Annotated in this window: 16 protein-coding genes; 4 read left to right on the top strand and 12 right to left on the bottom strand. The window is 68.5% G+C overall.

The annotated features are described in order from the left end of the window. Nucleotides 1–58 precede the first annotated feature (58 nt). From N802_RS03570 to N802_RS03560, 3 genes are all read right to left on the bottom strand, one after another. Nucleotides 59–3,757, bottom strand: coding sequence for a nitrate reductase subunit alpha (locus N802_RS03570; protein ID WP_035912309.1), 3,699 nt, complete (start codon nt 3,755–3,757; stop codon nt 59–61). Next, a complete protein-coding gene (locus tag N802_RS03565; protein ID WP_245613828.1) occupies nt 3,754–4,992 on the bottom strand; it encodes an MFS transporter in 1,239 nt (412 codons plus the stop codon). The genes N802_RS03570 and N802_RS03565 overlap by 4 nt, the downstream gene beginning before the upstream one ends. A 117-nt stretch (nt 4,993–5,109) precedes the next feature. Next, a complete protein-coding gene (locus N802_RS03560) occupies nt 5,110–5,394 on the bottom strand; it encodes a DUF7218 family protein (protein WP_035912307.1) in 285 nt (94 codons plus the stop codon). Nucleotides 5,395–5,533: 139 nt separating this feature from the next. Between N802_RS03560 and N802_RS03555 the strand changes: the two genes are divergently transcribed. Further along, on the top strand, nt 5,534–6,181 hold the full coding sequence (locus N802_RS03555; RefSeq protein ID WP_052109389.1) for a DedA family protein: 648 nt from the start codon (nt 5,534–5,536) through the stop codon (nt 6,179–6,181). 21 nt (nt 6,182–6,202) lie between these two features. Here N802_RS03555 and N802_RS03550 read toward each other — a convergent pair whose 3' ends face one another. The 9 genes from N802_RS03550 to N802_RS03510 all read right to left on the bottom strand — a co-directional run bounded on the left by N802_RS03550 (nt 6,203) and on the right by N802_RS03510 (nt 13,505). After that, nucleotides 6,203–6,823 carry a response regulator gene (locus tag N802_RS03550; protein ID WP_035912305.1) on the bottom strand — a complete coding sequence of 207 codons (621 nt, stop codon included), beginning with the start codon at nt 6,821–6,823 and terminating at the stop codon, nt 6,203–6,205. Further along, entirely contained in the window at nt 6,820–8,034 is a 1,215-nt protein-coding gene (locus tag N802_RS03545; RefSeq protein ID WP_052109388.1) for a sensor histidine kinase, read from the bottom strand. Before N802_RS03545 ends, N802_RS03550 begins: the two co-directional genes overlap by 4 nt. A 7-nt stretch (nt 8,035–8,041) precedes the next feature. Beyond that, the gene (locus N802_RS03540; protein ID WP_035912301.1) at nt 8,042–8,839 is read right to left on the bottom strand and encodes an ABC transporter permease; all 798 of its coding nucleotides are present in this window, start codon (nt 8,837–8,839) and stop codon (nt 8,042–8,044) included. Continuing rightward, complete coding sequence (locus N802_RS03535; RefSeq protein WP_035912298.1) at nt 8,836–9,723, bottom strand: ABC transporter ATP-binding protein; 888 nt, start codon at nt 9,721–9,723, stop codon at nt 8,836–8,838. The genes N802_RS03540 and N802_RS03535 overlap by 4 nt, the downstream gene beginning before the upstream one ends. A gap of 199 nt (nt 9,724–9,922) precedes the next feature. Further along, complete coding sequence (locus N802_RS03530) at nt 9,923–10,393, bottom strand: hypothetical protein (protein WP_156971266.1); 471 nt, start codon at nt 10,391–10,393, stop codon at nt 9,923–9,925. Between the two features lie 207 nt (nt 10,394–10,600). Next, nucleotides 10,601–11,035: an FHA domain-containing protein gene (locus N802_RS03525; RefSeq protein ID WP_052109386.1), complete on the bottom strand. Its 435-nt coding sequence runs from the start codon at nt 11,033–11,035 to the stop codon at nt 10,601–10,603. Between the two features lies 1 nt (nt 11,036). Then, complete coding sequence (locus N802_RS03520; protein ID WP_035912294.1) at nt 11,037–11,771, bottom strand: LemA family protein; 735 nt, start codon at nt 11,769–11,771, stop codon at nt 11,037–11,039. A 102-nt stretch (nt 11,772–11,873) separates the two neighbouring features. Continuing rightward, nucleotides 11,874–12,428: an orotate phosphoribosyltransferase gene (gene pyrE / locus N802_RS03515; protein WP_035912841.1), complete on the bottom strand. Its 555-nt coding sequence runs from the start codon at nt 12,426–12,428 to the stop codon at nt 11,874–11,876. Between the two features lie 306 nt (nt 12,429–12,734). Next, nucleotides 12,735–13,505, bottom strand: a complete 771-nt coding sequence (locus tag N802_RS03510) for an SDR family NAD(P)-dependent oxidoreductase (RefSeq protein ID WP_035912839.1) — start codon at nt 13,503–13,505, stop codon at nt 12,735–12,737. 138 nt (nt 13,506–13,643) lie between these two features. On the opposite strand from N802_RS03510, the gene N802_RS20145 reads away from it, so the two are divergent. From N802_RS20145 to N802_RS03495, 3 genes are read left to right on the top strand one after another with little or no spacing between them, the layout of a single operon-like run. Beyond that, nucleotides 13,644–14,132 (top strand): hypothetical protein, encoded by a 489-nt coding sequence (locus N802_RS20145; RefSeq protein ID WP_052109385.1) that lies wholly within the window; start codon nt 13,644–13,646, stop codon nt 14,130–14,132. Next, complete coding sequence (locus N802_RS20575; RefSeq protein WP_035912289.1) at nt 14,065–15,648, top strand: sensor histidine kinase; 1,584 nt, start codon at nt 14,065–14,067, stop codon at nt 15,646–15,648. The genes N802_RS20145 and N802_RS20575 overlap by 68 nt, the downstream gene beginning before the upstream one ends. Continuing rightward, a complete protein-coding gene (locus N802_RS03495) occupies nt 15,645–16,259 on the top strand; it encodes a response regulator (protein WP_035912286.1) in 615 nt (204 codons plus the stop codon). Before N802_RS20575 ends, N802_RS03495 begins: the two co-directional genes overlap by 4 nt. Nucleotides 16,260–16,263 lie beyond the last annotated feature (4 nt).

The following is a 16,263-nucleotide window of genomic DNA, read 5'->3' as shown; positions in this document are numbered from 1 at the left end:
TCCTCGCGGCGCGATTCGTTCCTCATTGTCCGCTGCCGTTCGTCGTCGCAGCACCTCATCAGTACGTCACCTCTGCCGTGCGCTTGCGGATCGTCGTGACCTCGTCGCGGTTCGTGCCCGTCGGTCCGATGTAGTTGAAGAAGTACGACAGCTGGGCGTAACCACCGATGAGATGGCTCGGCTTCATGACGATGCGAGTCAGGCTGTTGTGTATGCCGCCCCGCTTGCCGTCCGTCTCGGTCAGGGGGACGTCGATGAGCCGGTCCTGCGCGTGGTGCATGTAGACCGTGCCCTCGGGCATCCGGTGGCTGACGATCGCCCGCGCGGCGACGACGCCGTTGCGGTTGACGGCCTCGATCCAGTCGTTGTCCTTGACCCCGATCTTGGCGGCGTCGATGTCGGACATCCAGATCGACTGCCCGCCCCGCGAGAGCGAGAGCATGAAGAGGTTGTCCTGGTACTCCGAGTGGATCGACCACTTGTTGTGCGGGGTCAGGTAGCGGACCGACACGCCCAGCTCACCCTGCTCGCCGATCCGCGGCTCGCCGAAGAGCCGGGTCATGTCGAGTGGTGGTCGATAGATCGGCAACGCCTCCCCCATCCGCAGCAGCCAGTCGTGGTCGACATAGAACTGCTGACGTCCGGTGAGGGTGTGGAAGGGCTTGAGCCGCTCGATGTTGATCGTGAACGGGCTGTAGCGCCGCCCACCCGACTCGCTGCCGGACCACTCCGGCGAGGTGATCACCGGGACGGGGGCCGCCTGGGTGTCGGCGAAGCGGATGAGCTTCCCCTCGTGCTCGGCGGAGAGGTCGTGCAACTCGGTGCCGGTGCGCTTCTCCAACGCCTTGAAACCCTGCGTGGCGAGGTGCCCGTTCGTCGTCCCCGACAGGTGGAGGATCGCCTCCGCGACGTGGATGTCGGTCTCCAACTTCGGCCGACCGTCGGTGGGGCCACCGTGGACCCGACCGTTGACCGCACCCAGCTGCTCGACGAACGCGGTCGGCTCGTAGGGCACACCCTTGGTGACCATGCCGACCTTCTCGAGCAACGGCCCAATGGAGGTCATCTTGGCGTGGATCTGGGTGTAGTCCCGCTCGACGACAGCGAGGACCGGCATGGTCTTGCCGGGGATGGGCTCGACCTCGCCGGTCTTCCAGTCCTTGACGACTCCGTGGACGGTCGCCATCGCCTCGGGGGTGTCGTGCCAGAGGGGTTTGGCGACGACGTCGGTGCGCGTCCCGAGGTGGTCCTCGGCAAGTTCGGAGAATCGCTTGGCGATGGCCTTCCACGCGTCCCAGTCCGTCTTGCTCTGCCACGGCGGGGAGATCGCCGGGTTGAACGAGTGGATGAACGGGTGCATGTCCGTGGTGTTGATGTCGTGCTTCTCGTACCACGTGGCCGCCGGCAGCACGACGTCACTGAGGAGCGTCGAGCTGGTCATCCGGAAGTCGATCGTCATGAGCAGGTCGAGCTTGCCCTCGGGGATCTGGTCCGGCCAGGCGACGTCACGGGGCCGGTGCTCCGGACCGGCCTCCTTGGCCCGGGCGGCGTTCGTCGTCCCGAGGAGGTGCTTGAGGAAGTACTCGTTGCCCTTGGCCGACGAGCCGAAGAGGTTGGATCGCCACAGCGTGAGGACGCGCGGCCAGTTCTCCTCGGCCTCCGGGTCCTCGACGGCGAACTTCAGGTCACCGCTCTTGAGTTGGCTCACGACGTGGTCCTTGACGTCGACGCCCGCCTCGGCAGCCTCGTCCGCGAGCGCCAGGCTCGACCGGTTGAACTGCGGATAGCTCGGCGTCCAGCCCAACCGCACCGACTGGGCCAGGACGTCCATGGTGGCGCGCCCCTCGAAGGCACCGGTCCCCGCACCGACATCGTCCGTGGTGAACGTGTCGTAGCGGTACTGGCTCGAGTTCACGTACCAGTACGCCGTCTGATTCATGTGCCGCGGCGGCCGCACCCAGTCGAGGGCGAAGGCCATGTGCTGGAAGCCCATGAGCGGGCGAACCTTCTCCTGGCCGACGTAGTGCGCCCAACCGCCACCGTTCCGCCCCTGGCAGCCGGTGATCGTCGTGAGGACGAGCATCGCGCGATAGATCTGGTCCGAGTGGTACCAGTGGTTCGTCCCGGCGCCCATGAGGATCATCCCGCGGCCCTCCGTGTCGACCGCGTTCTGCGCGAACTCCCTTCCCAGACGGGCGATCTGGGCAGCCGGCACCGACGTGATCGACTCGGCCCACGCGGGCGTCGCGGGCACGCTCGGGTCGTCATAGCCCTCGGGCCACTGCCCCGGCAGCCCCGGGCGACCCACGCCGTACTGCGCGAGCATGAGGTCGAGCACCGTCGTCACGAGGTGCCCACCCACCCGGCGCACCGGCACTCCACGACGCTCGCGCACCACGGTGTCGCCGAGGTCGAAGCGCGGCAGCTCGACCTCTGCGGTTTCTCCAGCCGATCCATCAGCCGGCAGCAGCGTCAGGAGTGGGTCGATGTCCCCGAGGTCGAGGTTCCACTTGCCCTCACCCTCGGGTCCGTAGCGGTGACCGATCGATCCCTGCGGGATGGCCACCTCACCGGTCACGGCGTCGAGGACGGCGGGCTTCCACATCGCGTTCTCGGAGTTCGCCTCCGGGTGGTCCGGAAGGTCACCGGCGACGAGGAACTTGCCGGGCCGCAGGACGCCCCCGCTCTCACCCTCGTCCCCGACTGGCTCCAAGGTGATGAGGTGCGGCAGGTCCGTGTAGCGCTTCGTGTAGTCCGCGAAGAAAGGAGTCTCCCGCTCCGCGAAGAACTCCTTGAGGACGACGTGACCCATGCCCATCGCGAGCGCGGCGTCCGTGCCCGGCACCGGCGCGACCCACTCGTCCGCGAACTTCACGTTCTCGGCGTAGTCGGGCGCCACGGCGACGACCTTCTGCCCGCGGTAGCGCGCCTCCGTCATCCAGTGCGCGTCCGGTGTGCGCGTGAGGGGCACGTTCGAGCCCCACATGATCAGGTATGCCGCGTCCCACCAGTCCCCGGACTCCGGCACGTCGGTCTGGTCTCCCCACATCTGCGGTGAGGCGTTGGGGAGATCGGCGTACCAGTCGTAGAACGACAGCATCGGCGCGCCGATGAGTTCGTTGAAGCGGGCGCCCGACACGAAGCTCACCTGCGACATCGCGGGGATCGGCGAGAAGCCGGCGATCCGATCCGGACCCCAGCGCTTGATCGTGTAGACGTGCGCGGCCGCGATCATCTCGACCGCCTCGTCCCACGTGGCTCGGACGAGACCACCCTTGCCGCGGGAGGACTTGTAGGCCTTGGCCTTCTCCTCGTCCTGAACGATCGACGCCCACGCGACGACAGGGTCGCCGAACTTCGCACGTGCCTCCCGATAGAGGTCGAGCAACACCCCGCGCACGTAGGGATAGCGCACCCGCGTCGGGCTGTAGGTGTACCAGGAGAACGCAGCGCCGCGCGGGCATCCACGCGGTTCGTACTCCGGCCGGTCGGCACCGGTCGACGGGTAGTCCGTCTGCTGCGCCTCCCACGTGATGATGCCGTCCTTGACATAGACCTTCCACGAGCACGACCCCGTGCAGTTCACGCCGTGCGTGGAGCGGACGACCTTGTCGTGGCTCCAGCGGTCGCGATAGAAGGAGTCGCCGCTGCGGCCGCCCTCGAGGCTGAGGGTTCGACGGTCCTCCGAGACGGAGCCGCGAGTGAAGAACCGTCGCGTGCCGACGAGGGCGTCGGTGAGTGGTGAGTCCAGGCTCATGCCTTGAGGTCCTTCCGGAAGCCGACGAGGGCGAGGGCGCCGCCGAGGGCAGCCACCACCGCGAGGAGCACGAGCCCGAGGGTGTACGAGCCCTGTGCGTCATAGATGACACCCATGAGGAGGGGCGGGACGAAGCCGCCGAGTCCGCCTGCCGCGCCGACCACACCGGTGACGGCACCCACCCGCGCCGGCTCGACCAGAGCTGCCACCAGGGCGAACACCGCGCCAGCCGCCGCCCCCAGCGACGCGGCCAGCCCCAGGAACGCCACCGTCCCGACGGGCTCCAGACCCAGGTCCACCTGCCCACCGCCGACGATCGCGGCCAGCACGGCGAAGCCAGCGCTCGCCACCATGAGGAGAGCCAGAACGCGAGTGCGCTCGAAGCGGTCTGCCAGCCAGCCCCCGACCGGCCGCGCCAGGACGGCCACGACCACGAAGCCCGCCATGCGCAGCGCCGCCGCGCCCTTCTCCATCCCGAAGTTGTTCACGAGATAGGTCGGCAGATAGACGCTGAACGCCACGAAGCCACCGAACGAGATGGCATAGAGGATCGCCAGCTTCAGGGCGACCGGCTCGGCCAGCGTGCGCAGAGCAGCCGTCAGCCAGTTGCCGCCCTTGCCTGTGCTGACCCCGGCCCCGGCCACGGGAGAAGGCGACCTGAGCATGCGACGGGCGACGACGGCATACAGGGCAAGAAGGACGGCGACCAGAACGAAGGGTGCGGGGCGACCGAACCGGTTGGACAGCGACAGCGTCGTGAAGGCAGCGATCGCCGTGCCGCCCGTCCCCATGCCGAAGATGCCGAGCGCCGCGCCGCGCTTCTCCGGCGGGTGCCACGAGTTGACGAAGGGCACGCCCACGGCGAACGACGTGCCTCCGATGCCGAGGAGGAACCCACCGATGAGCAGGGCCACGAGGTTGTCGCCGAAGAAGCCGAGGAACAGGACCGGGAGGATGGTCAGCATCGCGACGGCGGGGAACACCGTCTTCGCGCCGAGTCGATCGGTCAACGCGCCGGCCGGGATGCGGCCGAGTGACCCCACGATGACCGGCGTGGCCACGACGAGCGACTGCTCGAACGAGCTCAGTCCCAGCTCCTCGCGCAGCGTCACCGCGAGCGGGGAGAGCAGCGCCCACGCCCAGAAGCAGATGGCGAACCCGATCGTCGCCAGAACGAGCATCGATCTCGCCGTGCCGGGATCGAGGTCTTCACGGGATGGAGAGGGGACCTCCATTGTCGACACGCCAACCTCCTCGAACGGAGTGCACAGCAGGTACTACACACCGTAGGGAAGTGTGGCGGGAGCGCAAGGGTGAAACCGAGGACTTAGGTCCCGTGATCTTGAAACGTCCTAGTGGTTGCGGAGGGCGTCGACGAGTTCGTCCTTGCTCATGGACGAGTGGCCTTCGATGCCGATCTCCTTCGCTCGGTCGTGGAGCTCCTCGACCGTGCGGTCCTCGTAGTTCTCCGCCTCCCCTCCTCGTTCACCGACCTCCGAGCGCGACGTCGCGGCGGCGGCGTTCGAGATGCGTGCGGCCTTCTCCTTGCTGGCCCCGTCGTCCCGCAACTCCTCGTAGAGCTCGGGGTCCTTGACGCTCGGGCCCGGGTCCTTCTTGCCGCTGCTGCCCTGGGGCATGACTCCTCCTCATCGTCCGGTTCTCCTGCTCTTACCCGGCCGCGGCGCCGCCAAACGCCTGCTCGACCGGCCGCTGAACCGGGCTAGGCTGTCCCGGCGGCAGCACACGAACGGGCGGCCGGCAACCGCGAAAGGCAGCATGCAACCGATCATCGACTGGGTCCTCTCGGTCATGGAGACCGTCGGAGGCCCGGGCATCGCCCTGGCGATCTTCCTCGAGAACCTCTTCCCGCCCATCCCCAGCGAGGTCGTCCTCCCGCTTGCCGGTTTCAGTGCGGCCGACGGGCAGTACACGATCGTCGAGGCGGTCCTGTGGGCCACGCTCGGCTCGGTGACAGGCGCCCTCGTCCTCTACGGATTCGGGGCCGCGGTCGGGATGGACCGGATGAGGGTCATCGCCCACCGGATGCCGCTCGTGGACGTCGCAGATGTCGACAAGACCGACGCGTGGTTCACCCGCCACGGGCGGAAGGCCGTTTTCTTCGGTCGTCTCGTGCCCGGCATCCGCAGCCTCATCTCGATCCCGGCCGGCGTCGACCGGATGCCGTTGGGCCAGTTCATCGGCATGACGACAGCGGGCAGCCTCATCTGGAACACCGGCCTCGTGAGCGCTGGATACGCCCTCGGCAGCCGCTATCACCTCGTCGAGCAATACATGGACCCGATCAGCAAGGCCGTCTATGCCCTCATCCTCCTCGCCGGGGTCGGAGTGATCGTCTTCCTCGTCCGCCGCAGCAAGAAGCGCGGGCAGGACCCCGACGACGCGATCGACCGCGGCACCCTCTGAGTCCGCTCCGATCCTGCTCGGTCAGAGACTGATCAAACCCAATCCGTATGCCGCCGTGACCGCGGCCGTGCGGTCCGTCACCTCGAGCTTGGCGAAGATCCGCAGCAGGTGCGTCTTGACCGTCGCCTCACCGATGTAGAGCTCACGTCCCACCTCGGCGTTCGACAGCCCTCTCGCGACGGCGCGCAACACGTCGAGCTCGCGGGGGGTGAGCTCGACCCGGGGGGTCTGGAGCCGCTCGGCGAGCTTGGCGGCGACCGGCGGCGCGAGCACGGTCTCGCCCAGGGCAGCTCGGCGGATGGCGTCGGCCAGAACCGTCGGAGGCGTGTCCTTGAGCAGGTAGCCACGTGCGCCCGACTCGACGGCCCGAACGATGTCGGCGTCGGTGTCGTAGGTCGTGAGGACCAGGACCTGGGGTGGATCGGGTTGGGCGCGGAGCCGAGCGGTCGCCTCGGCACCGTCCATGACCGGCATACGAAGGTCCATGAGGACGACGTCCGGTGAGAGGCGCGGGACGAGCGCCAGGGCCTCGGCGCCGTTGCCCGCCTCCCCGACGACGTCGACGTCCTCGAGTTCGCCCAGAAGGGCGACCATGCCCGCGCGCACGACGGGGTGGTCATCGACGACGAGGACGCGGATCATCGCGGCAACTCCATCACGAGTCGGGTGCCGCGGGGCTCCGCCTCGGCGACGCTCACGTCTCCCCCGAGTTCTGCGGCCCTTGCCCTGAGCCCTTCGAGGCCGAAGCCGGGCGTCGTCGTGGCGGCATCGAATCCGGTGCCGTCGTCGGCGATTTCGAGGGTGACGCGGGTGGGGTCATAGGCGAGGGTCACCGAGGCCGTGCTGGCTCCGGAGTGGCGGCGCACGTTGGACAGCGCCTCCTGCGCGGCACGCAGGAGGACGACTTCCGCGTTGCCCCCCAACGGTGCCGGCTCACCTTCCACCGTCGACGTGACCCGTATGCCGGTCTCTCGCGTCACCGTGTCCGTGAGCCTCGTGAGCGCCTCCACGAGCGTGCGCGACTGGAGGTGACCGGGCGTGAGTTCGGCGACGATGACCCGGGCTTCGGCGAGGTTGTCGACGGCCGTGCGCTCGATCATCGCGAGCCGCTCGCGCACGGCGTCGACGTCGTCGCGATCCATGGCTGCGTTCGCCGCACGTGAGAGGGCGATGACCGAGGTGAAGCCCTGGGCGAGGGTGTCGTGGATCTCCCGCGAGAGCCGGCTGCGTTCGTCCTGCACGCCCTGGGCGTGTTCGGCAGCGGCGAGCTGGGCTCGGGTCGACCGGAGTTCGTCAATGACGCCGGCGCGCTCCTCGGCTTCCTTGATGATCCGGTGGATGAACATTCCGAGTGCTGCGGAGAGCGCGAACGAGATCACCACGGAGATCAGGGCCCCGGGGAGCTCGGCACGCGGGTTGTCGGACGGCGCCACCGTCGCGGTGAACAGCGCGAGGAGTCCCAGAAGGGTCGCGACGAGGGCGGGCTTCACCTCGACGGTGGCCCAGATCTGCGGGAAGAGGACGAAGAAGACGAGCCAGGCCTCGAAGTCGGGGTCGAGGGCGATGATCGTGAGGAGGCAGGTCCACGCGCAGAGCTGATAGAGCACGGCATACACGGTGTGTTCGTGCTGGATCGCCCGCCGACCGAAGACGGCGTAGGCGAGGGCGATCCCGAGGAGGAGCGCGATCGTCGGCCAGCGGCCGTGGGGGCCGGGGTCGTCGATGAGGGCGACGACGACGGCTGTCGCGAGGATCGCATAGCAGCCGAAGTGCCACCACTTCGCCTGCCCGCGCCACACGGCTGCCAGCTCATCCGCGGAGAGCTCCCCGAGAGGTGCCGGTGACGTGCTCATGCAGCCATCATGTCGTGCCGCGCTTGAACCAGCGGAAGGTCAGCACGCAGAGGATGAGTCCGCCGATGGCCCAGGCTCCGAGGATGAGGGCCGTGCGCCCCGGCTCCCAGCTGCCTGCCATCTCGAGCGTGGCGAGTTCGTCCGGGAAGAAGACTGAGCGCATGCCCTGGGCGATCCACTTCAGCGGGAAGATCGCGGCAACCTGCTGCAGCCAGGACGGGATGCCGCCGAAGTCGAAATACACACCGGAGATGAACTGGAGGATGAGCATCGGGGCAACGACCACTGCCCCGATGGAGCGGGCCGTCGCCAAGGAGCTGTAGGCCGTGCCGAGGACCGTCCCCGCGATGGCGCCCAGCGCGAACACCCAGCCGAACGTGAGCCACCCGTCGGCAGTGGTGGGGAGGTCCGCACCGAAGGCGAACTTCGCGACTCCGAGCAGCAGGACCTGCTGGGCGAGAGCAGTGACGACGACGAGACCGACCTTGCCGAGGAAGTAGGACACGGCCGGCATCGGTGTGGAACGGAGCCGCTTGAGCGTGCCGTCATCGCGCTCGACCGCGACCGACATCGCCATGGTCTGGAACGACGTGAGGAGGATGCCGGCCGACACCATGCCGGGAAGGAAGAACTCCGCCGCGCTCATCGTGGCGGTGCCCTCGGTGATCTCGTCGTTGAAGATCACCGAGAAGAGGGTGAGCATGACGACCGGGAAGAGGAAGCCGAAGAAGACGGCCTCCTTCTCGCGGGAATACATCTTGAGTTCGAGGACCGTGCGGTCGAACCCGAGTGCGACGGCGTTCATGCCATGACCTCCTGGCTGGCGTTGGTGTGGGCCGCGCCCTCGTCGATGACGTGGGGGGCGATGAGCGAGAGGTAGGTGTCCTCGAGGGTGGGTCGGCTCACGACGAGCTCGGGCACCTCGCCCGAGAACCGTTCGGCGAGGCGACGGACTTCGAGCGTCGGTGTGGCGGTGCGGAGCGTCTGGCGCTGCCCACCCTCTGCCCACGAGACGGTCGCCTCCTCAGAGGCGCGTCCACCGAGATTGGCCGGGGTGTCGAGTGCGAGCAGTTGGCCGCCCGCGATGACGCCCACCCGATCGGCGAGCTGCTCGGCCTCGTCGAGATAGTGCGTCGTGAGCAGGATCGTCGTGCCTTCCGCCGCGAGACTGCGGATGAGCTCCCAGAAGTCGCGACGTGCCTGCGGGTCGAAGCCCGTGGTCGGCTCGTCGAGGAAGAGCAGTTCGGGCCGTCCGACGATGCCGAGGCCCACGTCGAGGCGGCGCCGCTGGCCGCCCGAGAGCCCGGCGATGCGTTCGTCGGCCTTCTCCTCGAGCCCGACGGCGGCGATGACGTCGTCGACGGCACGAGGGGTGGCATAGGTGCGGGCGGTCGACGCGATGATCTCCCGCGGGGTCAGCAGGTCGAGGCCTGCGGAGGACTGGAGGACGATGCCGATCCGGTTGCGCCAGACACGATTCGCCTTCTCCGGGTCCTCGCCGAGCACGCTGACCTCGCCGGAGTCACGAGTGCGGAAGCCCTCGAGGATCTCGACCGTGGTCGTCTTGCCGGCGCCGTTGGGACCGAGGAGAGCGAAAACCTCACCGGTCCCGATGTCGAGGTCGAGCCCGTCGACGGCGCGCTTGGTGCCGTACTCCTTGACGAGTCCCCTGATGCTGATTGCTGTCATGACTCCAGCGTGCTCGCATCACCGGCTCGTCGGCACCGACCGCCGGGTGGACTCCGGGTCCACCGACCGGTGGACGGCGACGCCCCACGAGCCCTGAGGTTGCCTCCAGTCAGAGGCGGGCCAGGGCACGAGCCGACCAATGCTTGACGAGCCGACCACCTATGGGCGGTCGGCTCGTCAATTGGTGGTCGTCTCGCCGTCAGCAGACTCGCGACGAAAGACCCAGCCCAGACTCCTTCCAGGTCCCACCCTGATGGAAGCGGATCTTGCCCATGCCGCGGGTGCAGTAGGCGATGGACGACACCGGCTCCGAGAAGACCTCGCGGTCGCGGTTCACGCCCTCACGCCATCCCGAGGCGCTGGTGGAATCCGCCACGAGAACGCCCGCACTCGCGTTGTAGGCGAAACCCTTGGCGTGGAACTGCTCCCACACGAAAATGTTGGCGAAGTTCTTCCAACTGCCGTTGCAGACGGCCTTGTACTGACGCACGGTGAGCGCGGTGACTCCGGCGGCGGATGCGGTGTCCTTCGCCCCAATCTGCGTGATGTTGGTGCACCACTGGCCCCGAATGTTCTGGTTCGGCAAATCAGCCGCCTGCGCGGGGGCGGCGAAGCCGATGATGGTGCTGGCGGCCACGGCGGCCGTCGCGAGCATGGAACGAATACGCATGTGAATCATCCTGTCCTCAGGGGCGATTCAGAGGGCACCAGTGCGAACCGCATGCCTCACGGCATACGGAATGACTCCCCCGAACCACACGGAAACCGGCCACTGTCGCGACCGGCGAGCAACAACCTAGGTCACCGAACCAACGAACGGCTCAACAGAACGTGGTTGAAATCGAGCGAATTGCCCTGTGGCGCAGGCGAACCCGCGTCACGGCCCCTCTAGCACCTTGTCCTGCTTGAGGACGATGCGGGTCCACGAGCCCAGATAGAGGACGTGGCCCGAGCCCACGGTGTGGCTGGCCTCGATCGGGTCCTCCGGGATCTCCCCGACACTCGAACTGACAAACGTGCCATTCGCCGAGCCCAGGTCCTCGACGACCCACCCCTCCTCACACCGCGTGAGCTGGGCGTGACGGCGACTCACCGCCCCGTCCCGAACACAGTCGATGTGAGGCACCACAGACGCGGACTCGCTGTGTCGGCCGATGAGGATCTGGCTACCGCGCAGGGCGACGACGGTGGGCGGGCCCGGGTCGGGCAGTCGGTCGGGGCTGCTCTGGCACGCATACCACTGCGGATCGACCCAGACCTCCGCCACCCACGGTGAGGTGACGTCGCTTCGCGCTCCCCCCAGAACGGACACGTCAGACGCGAGGAGCCGGCGGTGCCGGAGGAACGTCTCCGGACGGCGGCGTGGGGTCGATCGGCTGAGTCGCTTCAGGCGCGGCCGGCGTCTGAGCCGGGGACGACGAGGACGGAGGCGTCGACGCGGAAGGCGACGGTCCGGCATACCCGCTCGGCGGCGGGATCGTCGCGTCGCGCTGTCCGAAGTCGACCTTCGGGGCCTCGCGCTGCTCGCCGACGGCCTCGAAGTACTCAGCCTGCTTGATGCCGAACATGCCGGCGATGAAGTTCGTCGGGACCGTCTCGACCTTGGTGTTGAGGTCACGCACGGTCGCGTTGTAGTAGCGACGAGCGGACGCGATGCGGTCCTCGGTCGACGTCAGCTCCTGCTGGAGGGCCATGAAGTTCTGGTTGGCCTTGAGGTCGGGGTAGGCCTCGGCGATGGCGAGCAGGCGGCCGAGCGCCTGGCTCAGCATGTTCTCGCTCTCGGCCTGCTGGCCCGGGGACTGGTTGGGCGCCATCGCGGCCGACCGCGCCTTGATGACGTCCTCGAGGGTGCCGCGCTCGTGCGCCGCGTAGCCCTTGACCGTCTCGACGAGGTTGCCGATGAGGTCATGCCGACGCGTGAGCTCGACATCGATCTGGCGCCAGGCCTCCTGCACGAGGTTGCGCAGTTTGACGAGGCCGTTGTACATCCCGACGACGATGCCGACGAGCACCAGAAGCACGACGACGATGATGATGGCGGTGATCATGGGAACTCCCCTGTTGGTGGCGTCTCGTTCGCGATCCTAGAGCCTGTATGCCGTCCGCTCCGGGATGCGTGAACGCTCGGTTCTCGTGCGGTCAGGTGCGGGTCACGCCAGGCCGAGGTCGGCGAGACCGTAGACGTGGCGGTACTCCAGACCGGCGTCGGCGAAGACCTCGGCCGCACCGGTCGCGCGATCAGCGATGGTCGCAACTCCGACAACAGTGGCCCCGGCCTCCTGGGCCGCCTTGGCTGCGTCGAGCGGGGAGGCACCCGTCGTGGACGTGTCCTCGACGATGAGCACACGGCGGCCCTCGATCGACGGGCCCTCGATGCGCTGCTGCAGTCCGTGCGCCTTGCCGGCCTTGCGAACGACGAACGCGTCGAGACGCTCGCCTGCGGCAGCGGCGGCGTGGAGCATGGCGGTCGCCACCGGGTCGGCGCCCAGCGTCAGACCACCGACCGCGTCGAAGTCGAGGTCGGCGACCATGTCGCGCATGACCCGACCGACGAGGGGGCTCGCCTCGCCGTCGAGGGTGATGCGGCGCAGGTCGACGTAGTAGTCGGCTTCCTTGCCGGACGAGAGGGTGACGCGGCCGTGGACGATGGCCTTGTCCTTGACGATCTCGAGCAGGCGGGCGCGGTCGGCGGCGATGTCAGTCACGGCCCCGAGGCTACCGACCCCGTTCTTGGGGGCTTCGCCCACTCCCTGCCGTACCGAACTCACCCAATTGGACGGTTGGGGACACACCTCCCGTACCGAACTCACCCATTTGGACGGTTGTACCGAACTCACCCAATTGGACGGTTGTACCGAACTCACCCAATTGGACGGTTACGTACCGAACTCACCCAATTGGACGGTTGTACCGAACTCACCCAATTGGACGGTTGGGGACACACCTCCCGTACCGAACTCACCCAATTGGAGGGTTGGGAGACGCGGGTTCAGGGATTGGCGAGGAGGTGGTCAGGGGTTGCTGGGTCGGTGTGCGCCGCGTGAGCGCGAGCGGATGACCGGGCGCGGGATGACCCGAAGTGCCGTCGCGGCGAACTTGTAGCGGCGGCCGGGGACAGAGACGACCTTGCCCTTGCCCACGTCGGCGAGCGCGTCGCGCACGAGGCGGGTCGCGTCCAACCAGGCGAAGTCCGGGAGCCCGGACATGTCGAGGTCGGCCCGCTCGTGGAACTCGGTCCTCGTGAAGCCCGGCAGCAGTGCCGTCACCGTCACGCCCGTGCCGGCGAGCTCGGCCGCGAGCCCCTCGGTGAAGACGGTGACGAACGACTTGTTCGCGCTGTAGGTCCCCGACGCGAGGAGTGACGCCACCGACGAGACATTGATGATCGCCCCGCGCCCACGTGAGCGCATCGCGTTGCCAGCCGCATGCGACAGCACGAGCACGGCACGCGACAGCACCTCGAACAGCGCCTCCTCGTCCCCCACCTCGTTGTCGAGGAACGACTTCTTGAGCGAGTAGCCCGCGTTGTTGACCAGCACGTCGATGGGCGCGTCGACGGAGGACACCCGCTCGGCCACCCGGCCGATGTCCTCACGCTTCGTGAGGTCGGCGGACAGGACCTCGACGTCGACACCGTGGGTGGCACTCAGTTCGACCGCCAGAGCCTCGAGGCGCGGCAGGTCACGCGCGACGAGGACGAGGTCGTCACCACGGGCGGCGAGCTGGACGGCGAACTCACGGCCGATGCCGGCGGTGGCGCCCGTGACGAGTGCGGTGCTCATGGCCACGACCCTAGGCCGACCTCGTGGATCCGGATGCAAGGCCGTCACAAGGTGGTACTACGACCATTGCCCAATGGCGCCCGTCCACGCCTGGGGAAGACGCTGTTCACCTCACATCACAGCGATCGAGGAGTCATCATGAACCGCATGGCAGTGGTTGCGGCAGGCGCGACAATCGCGCTGTGCCCGGCAGTGGTCGGCCTTTGGGCGAATGCATCCTTCTCCGAGGCGGTGCCGGTGCGCGTCCCCGCCAGCGGCCAGGTGATGAACCTGGACTCGACCCCCAGCTCGGCTCCGAGTGCGTCCCCCAGCCCGAGCTCCTCCGCCAGTGACGACGCCGGGGACGACCACGGGGGTCGTCTCGACCGCGATCTGCGCACCGAGGCCGGCGACGACCGCGACTCCGGTCGCGACGACGACAGCCACGGCGACGACAGCCGCGACAGCCGTGACAGCCGCGACGACGAGGCCGGCGATGACCATGGAGGTCGCCTCGACCGCGATCTGCGCACCGAGGCCGGCGACGACCGCGACTCCGGTCGCGACGACGACAGCCGCCATGACGACAGTCGCGGCGACGACGACAGCGGCGACGACAGCCGCGACGACCACGGCGGTGACGACTGAGTTGGTCAACCCACCGGACCCGACCACTGCGTTCCCCTGCGCGGTGGCTCCGGACGCGGCGACTGCGTCCCCTCCCGCAGTGATCTCCCCCCGTCCGGACGCGGCCACCGCGGCCCTCCCCGCGGTGGCCGCTTCGCGTCCCGATCCGGACCCCGAGCCCTCCTGGACCCTGCTGACCCAGCTCGGCTCACCACTCGACACCTCTTCAGTGGTCACGCCCAGAAGAGTCGTCCTCCAGATGTTGGGCGCACTGGCGCTCGTCCTGGCCGTGGTCGCGGGCCTGGGCACGTTCGCCGCCGGCCGACTGGCCGAGCGGGAGGCGGTCAACGATGCGGCGAGTGCTGCCGACCTCATCGCAGAGGCCGTCATCACTCCGCTCCTGACCGACGACCTCTTGGACGGCGTCGAGGGTTCGACCGGGACCCTCGACGCCGTGGTTCGTGACGTCGTCCTCGGCGACGAGATCGTGCGCGTCAAGATCTGGGCCCCCGACGGCACGATCGTCTACGCCGACGAGGCCCACTTGGTCGGGCGGAAGTTCACGCTTTCCCAGAATCAGCGTCAGGCACTCGCAGACCCTCGCACCATCGCCGAGGTCTCCGACCTCGACCAGTCCGAGAACGAGTTCGAGACCGGCAGTCGGCTGCTTGAGGTCTATCGGCCGGTGTGGACGCCCTCGGGGCGCGAAATGCTCTTCGAGACCTACACGGCATACGACGTCGTGAGCGAGCGCGCCGCAGAGTTGCGCCGTGGTTTCGCCGGGGTCACGCTGAGCAGTTTGCTGCTCCTCGTCTTCCTCATGACGCCCGTTCTGCTCAGGCTGCTCCGCCGGCTCGGGGAGGAGACCCAGCAGCGCGAGCGCATGCTCGAGCGGTCGCTCGAGGCCTCCGATTCCGAGCGGAGACGCATCGCGGGGACCCTGCATGACGGCCCCGTCCAGGAACTGGTGGCCACGTCCTTCGCCGCCTCCGCCGCGGCCGAACAGGCCACCAGACGCGGTGACGTCGAGCTGGCCGCGACGCTCGAGGGCATGGCTGCCGCGAGTCGCGGCAACGCCCGGGCCCTGCGCTCCCTTCTCGTCGAGATCTATCCGCAGAGCCTCACCGGGGCCGATCCGGCGACCGTCCTGGCGGACGTCGCGGCGACCGCGCGTGGTCGGGACGTCGAGGTGGAGCTGGACGTCGACCCGAGCATCAGGCTCACTGAGGACGACCAGCGCCTGGTCCACCGCATCGCGCAGGAATGCGTGCGCAACGCGGCCACTCACGCGGCGCCCTGCAACGTCCTCGTCCGCCTCGGGCGCGACGAGACGGACGGAGCCATCACCCTCTTGGTCGCCGACGACGGAGCCGGCTTCGACCCGGCCGTGGTCAGCAACCCGCCCACCGGGCACCTCGGCACCAAGGTGCTCGCGGACCTGGCGTCGGACGCCGGCGCCGAGCTCGCTGTCCAAACGGCTCCGGGGCAGGGAACTCGCTGGCGGCTGCGCCTTCCCACGACAGGAGGCCCAGCGTGATCCGCGTCGTGGTCGTCGACGACCACGCCATGGTGCGCGCCGGCCTCATCTCTCTGCTCGAGAGCACCGACGACATCAGCGTCGTCGGGCAGGCTGCCGACGGCGCGGCCGCGGTCGACGTCGCGCAGGAGGTGCGACCCGATGTCGTGCTCATGGACCTGTCGATGCCGGGGATGGACGGCATCGACGCAACGGCCGCGGTTCTCGACGTACTCCCGGACCTGCGCGTCGTCGTCCTCACCTCGTTCTCGGACCGGGGCCGCGTCACCGCCGCCCTCGACGCCGGCGCAGTGGGCTACCAGCTCAAGGACGGCGAGCCCGCGACCCTTCTCGCGGCGGTTCGTGCGGCGGCCGACGGCCAGGCACCCCTCGACCCCCGGGTGGCCCAGGTCCTGCTCCCCGCCCGTGGCCAACGTGTCGGCGACGCCCTCAGCGCCCGCGAGGTCCAGGTGCTCAAGCTCGTCGCCGACGGACTGGCGAACAAGCAGATCGCCCGAGCCCTCGGCATCACCGAGCGCACGGTCAAGGCACACCTCGGCAAGGTCTTCCGCGAGCTGGGTGTGGCAGACCGCACCAGTGCAGCCCTCTGGGCGCGCGACCACCTACTGTGACTGG

This window comes from Knoellia sinensis KCTC 19936 (assembly GCF_000768705.1).
In the GTDB taxonomy this organism is placed as follows: Bacteria; Actinomycetota; Actinomycetes; order Actinomycetales; family Dermatophilaceae; genus Knoellia; species Knoellia sinensis.
Note: the sequence above shows the minus strand (reverse complement) of the source record. Positions and strands in the feature narration are given on the sequence as shown.